1 protein-coding gene is annotated in these 5,714 nt (G+C 63.6%); it reads right to left on the reverse strand.

The window, feature by feature from the left end; all coding sequences use genetic code 11:
• Positions 1 to 1,173: 1,173 nt before the first annotated feature.
• Positions 1,174 to 5,601, reverse strand: a complete 4,428-nt coding sequence (locus AC1MIR_RS24460) for an Ig-like domain-containing protein (RefSeq protein ID WP_480030784.1) — start codon at positions 5,599 to 5,601, stop codon at positions 1,174 to 1,176.
• Between the last annotated feature and the right edge of the window lie 113 nt (positions 5,602 to 5,714).

Here is a 5,714-nt window from a genome sequence, read left to right on the forward strand (position 1 = left end):
ACCGCGCCCGGGTTCCCCGCCGCTGCGCCTACGGCTCCGCACCGGCCAACCCGGGCGCGTCCATGCACACCAAAAGGGGGTCCCTTTTGCACGCCGATCCGGGGTCCCGTTTGTGTGCCGATTGACATCCACGCGCCAGCCACCTCGAGGGAGGCAAGCTTTGCACACCGGACGGCAGGCGCAACACTGGCTGTCATCACGCGCCGCTTCTGGCCACGCCGACAGGATCCGCCGGCGCAGCCAATCTCCCTTGAGAACTGTCCCGCGATGCGGGTGATGGCCGAGGCCCGGCAACTTTCCGGCCAGGTCGGAAATCTGGGCGCCTCCCGGCGTGACCTTCGGCGCCGGGCGAGGCGTGAACAGACCTCCCCCCCCTCGCTCCGCTCCCGCGAAAATCGGGTGCCCCCACCCTCGCTCCCCTTCCGCGCCGGCGGGGGGGGGCGGAGGTGGCGCGCGAGAGGGCTCGGCGGGTAGGGTAGCGCAAGCCGGCTGTGGGGGAGATCGTGGGGGATGCGGATAGGCGTCGCGGCAAGTCGCAATGACATCAACGCACTAGCTGTGAAATGTGGCGTAGGAAAGGGAACCCACGCCAACCATTCTCTGGACAGCCCGTGTCTTCGGAGCTGCTGGTCTTCAAGCCCAGGCATTTGCATCCGGTCGTGCTGCTGACTACGACGGCACCATGTTAGAAAAAGCGTAGTTGGCGCCGCTGACTGAGCATGGGGTAGGTTGTGCCGTGATCGCAGTCGACTGCTTCATAATCTCCAGTGCGCACGAGCGTTCCATCGGGACGCTGTGTCATCGGGAGAAGAAAGTCGGCGTCTACTGCTCCTTTTAACAAATCTAACTGGAGGAACCACACGCGAACCGGATTGGACGAGACAGCGCGCTCGAATGGCAGCCGCGAATAGGAGGCTATTTGTTCTCCCCACTGTCTTGAGACGCGTTCCCTATACATCGTGAGTTCGAACTCCAGAGACCCGGCCGAAACCGGCAGTCTCCGTATCGTGCACACGATGGCGTCTGGCGCTTGGAGAGCTGTTGAGAGGTTGGTGGTTGTACTCTGAGTGCATGAGGCCGCGAAACAGATGCAGAAAGCCAGGGAGCTGATTCTCCATAGGAGCGCTGGCAGCCGCTCCTGCGAACAAGTTTGCATTTCTTTGCCGAGCTCCATCACGTGAAAACAAAATCGGTCGAAGAAAGCGTGCTGCGATCGACATTTAGCAGTGTGATACTTTCGCCAGTCGTCGCGACGATCAGCGTATTTGCGCCGACCTGAGAACTGCGCGCGAGAACGTCCGCAAAGCTGTCCAGCGTCGAGCCGAAGCCGGCTAGCCGTAGCAGGTCAACCGAGATATCGAAGTCGGCCACTTGATCGGCGCCGCTTCCCGGAGCGAAGAAGAACACGTCGCTACCTTCACCCCCGAACAACTCGTCATCTCCTGCATTGCCGGCGAGCTGGTCGTTGCCGGCGCCGCCCCACAGCCGCTCGCCGCCCACGCTGCCGCTCAGCGTGTCATTGCCGTCATCGCCGTAGAGGTTCCGGTAGCCCCAGTAGACCGGATACCCATCGGTCGGCGCGGGACCCTCCATCGCGATGCTGTCGTTGCCCGCCCCGCCATACAGGTTCGTCGTCACCGCATCGGCCGCCTGGCCGGTCAGCGTGTCGTTCCCCGCATCGCCCCACGCCTGGCCACCGCCCGCGCCGAGGTCGAGCACGTCGTCGCCCGCCTCGCCATACAGCTGGTCCGTGCCCGCCCCGCCCGACAGGCTGTCATTCCCCGCACCACCCCGCAGCGTGTCGTCGCCCGCGCCGCCGACAACACTGTCGGCGAAGCCGCTGCCATGGAGGTCCAGCCGCTCGATCCCGGTGATCGAGCCGCCATTGACCAGCACCGCCAACGCATCCGGATCCGCCAGGCTGAACGCGTCGCCGCGCAGTGCTTGTTCCAGCCGCAGGGTCAGCAGATCGCTGCCCGCGCCGCCCTCCACCACGTCGTTGCCGCCGCGGCCGACGATCGTGTCGTCACCCTCGCCACCCCGCAGCGTGTCGCCCGGCAGCAGGCCCAGCACGCCATCGCCCGGCATGCCGCCATACTCCACGAAGTAGCCCGACACCGGCCCTGTGGCCGGCACGTCGTGCCAGCCATTGCTGGTCCAGATGCTGGCGATCGCCAGGTAGTTCTGCTCCGCCCCGCCGTCCGGCTGGTAGTAGGCATCCCAGTAGCTGAACCCGGGCTGCGGATCGGCACCCTCGATGTAGAACACCGTCCCCGCCTCGGGACCCGTCATCCAGGCCCAGCTGCCCTCCGTCGCCGCATCCGACCCGCCGATCCAGCTTGTCCCGACCTGGCCGAACACAGCGCTCAGGAACGCCTGCTCCTCCGCCGTCGTGATCGTCGCCAGGTAGCCCTGCCAGCCGCCGATCGCCGCCGCAGCCGCTGCATCCCGCGCCGCCTGCCACGGCACGTTGCCCGGCATGTAGCGATACAGGTGACCGTTCACCGCATTGACGAACAGGTTGTCGATACCCCCCGCGTCCTCGTCGTCCAGGTAGTCGTTCCCCGAACCGCCCTCCAGCAGGTCCAGGCCCTGCCCGCCGCCGCGCAGCTCGTCGTCGCCGTCGTTGCCGGCGAGCTGGTCGTTGCCGGCACCGCCCCACAGCCGCTCGCCGCCCAGGCTGCCGCTCAGCGTGTCATTGCCGTCATCGCCGTAGAGGTTCCGGTAGCCCCAGTAGATCGGATACCCGTCGGTCGGCGCGGCGCCCTCCATCGCGATGCTGTCGTTGCCCGCCCCGCCATACAGGTTCGTCACCACCGCATCGGCCGCCTGGCCGGTCAGCGTGTCGTTCCCCGCATCGCCCTGCGCATGGCCACCGCCCGCGCCGAGATCCAGCCGGTCGTCGCCCGCCTCGCCATACAGCTGGTCCGTGCCCGCCCCGCCCGACAGGCTGTCGTTCCCCGCACCACCCCGCAGCGTGTCGTCGCCCGCACCACCCTCCACGCTGTCGGCGTCGTCACCAGCCGAGATGCTGTCATTGCCGTCATAGCCAACGAGCGTGTCCTGGCCCGCGCCGCTGATGAGGGTGTCGTTGCCGGTGTCGCTCTCGGGGTCCGCCTGCGGGCCGCCCGAGACGCTGTCATAGCCGTCGCCGGTGGAGAGGCTGTCATCGCCGGTCGTCCCGAAGGCGCCCTCGTCGTAGTCGCCGACGATGAAGTTGGTGAGCAGCGTGCCGGAGCCAAGGGCATTGCCCGCGCCATCGCGGATGCGCGCGGCGTCGATTTCCAGCCGGTAACCGCCGCCGCTTGGCAGGAAGTCAACCGTCACCTGGGCACTGCGGCCACCATCGCGGAAGGCCGCGACCGCGCCGGGCATCGGCGTGCCATCTGGACCGATCAGGCGAAAAACCTCGGCCACCGGGCCGGTTACGAAGACCGGCTCGGAGAAGGTGAAGCGGAAGCTGCGGAAGGAGCGCCCGACCGTTGCGCCCTCCTCCACATTTGTGTCGATAATCGTCGGCGCGATGGTGTCCGGCACGAGATCGACGGTGACCAGGTCGGACAGGCCGAAATTGCCGCCCGTGTCCGTTGCGCGCACCTGCAGGGTGGCGGTTGTTGCCCCGGAGGCAGCTATAGTCGGGAGGAAGGCGCGGAGATCGAAGGGATATGCGGGCGCAACGAACGAGGGAGCGCCGTTCACCAATACTTCAGCATTGCTGACCAGCACATCGTCAGTGACTGTTACGCGGAGGACGAGCGTTGCGCCTTCGATTACCTGGATGCCGGGTGAAGCGGGATCTGCGTCGAGTGCCGCTGTGTCGAGCGTGACCAACGGTGCCGCTCCGCCTACATCGCGTGGCGAGAAATTTACCACTTGAAGCCCAGTCGCAGTCGAGACGAACGCAATGCCGTTGGAGATTGCGACGTCGTTAGGATTAGAGGGCAGGGTGATGCGCGCGATGAAGGCGGCAGTGTTGGATGGGTCAGTCGTGTTAATAACATCGATTACATTTGCGCCGAAGACGCCGCCGGGATTGCCGACTATTACGCCGCGACCGGACCCTGCCAGTGCGATCGCTTCGCCGGCAATGGTTCGGTCGTCAGGACCACTGGCCACAACGGGCATAGTGGGGTCGCGCACGTCGATAGTGGCATAGCCGCCGCTGAAACCATCATCGGCAGGGACGTAGACGATGCCATCAGCGGCGAGGAGCTTGCGCTCGCCTGCGACGACGATGGAACTAGGAAGTTGGACTGTAGCACGCTGCAGAAGCGCCCCATTCACGGCACCAAAGATGTAGAGGTTTGCGCTCGAGTCGAGCACATAGACCTCACCGGCTTCAGCTGCGAGACCAACTAGGCCAGCTGGCAGGCTAGCGACGGCGACCAGCTCGCCGCTTAGCAAATCGATTGAGCGTAGCTCATGGCCCACAATCGCGTAGGCGATGCCGTCGAGCGTCTCGACCTGCGTCGCTTGGATGTCCAGTTCGCGGAAAAGGCGCAGCGTGCTCGCAGCAGTGAACTCCAACAGGGCAAGTGTCGAGCCGGTGGCGACGATGCCTAGGCCGGTGGTTGCGTCGAAGGACACGGATCTGGCGGAGCCGCCGAGTTCCAGGGTGCTCAGGACGCTAGGGGAAAGGCGATCTGCGAGGCTTATGGCAGCGACGCCAGCGCTGCCCATTGCGACGAGCGCTACTTCCGAGATAGGTCCGACGCTCGATGCGATGGCAATGTCTAGAGCGGGGGCTGGCGTGGCCACAAAGCCCGCGATTCCTGTTGGGAGATCGAAGTCCCCCAACGGGTCTTGTCCGCTACGCACCTCGGCAAGATCGCTTACGCCGTCGCCATCGGAATCTGCGCGATAAACAGAGGTTCCAAGTACGCGCTCGGCAAAATCAGAAAGGCCGTCGTCATCGCTGTCTGGAGACGCTGACTTGCCAAGCGCGACAGCCGGCACGCGGAGCGAGCTTCCGCTCACATCAGAAAAAAAGATAGCAGCACCCTCCTGGAGGGTCTGTCTGTCAAAAGAAATTATTTGAAATGCTTTGTTGGCAGGAAGCAACACATCGTTTTGTATGGATTCGCCTATCGCTGCAAAAGACCTCCAAATAATATTACCGTCCAACAAATCGACGATCGCATAGTTAGTTTCATTCCGCGTTCCGGTCGGATTACCCCATCCTATTATGTTGACATACTGGGCAAATCTGTTAACACTGGAGAATATATCTTTTAGTCCCGATAATTTTTCCTCGCTGTCCGAGAACGCTGCTACCTGAGTCGTTAGGATGAACGATACTAAATGGGACAGCTCCCTCAGCAATATGATCTTCTCTCTCGACAAAGTCGGCTCAAATATTGGCTCCGGGGCAACAGGATATCCAACGCTAAAAGCATTTATTTCTCCGGGGCCAAATGGAATGAAATCAATTAGAATGTCTAGCATTTTATTCGATGAAGAGATAACGTCTGTCGCCGCCTGCCCCGCCGCCTCGCCACCGATCGCTCGAAGAATGTCAACGCCAGTGCGACCAGCGAAATCGGCCAGCGCCGCCGACGCCTGTTGCCCCGTCGCATTCCCAAGCACGTAGTCGCCGATCACGTCCGCGACGTGGTTCGCGTTGTTGATCAGGTTCTGGCCGGCCTGCCCCGCCGCCTCGCCACCGATCGCTCGAAGAATGTCAACGCCAGTGCGACCAGCGAAATCGGCCGCAG

Source organism: Falsiroseomonas sp. RANM36 (genome assembly GCF_056682175.1).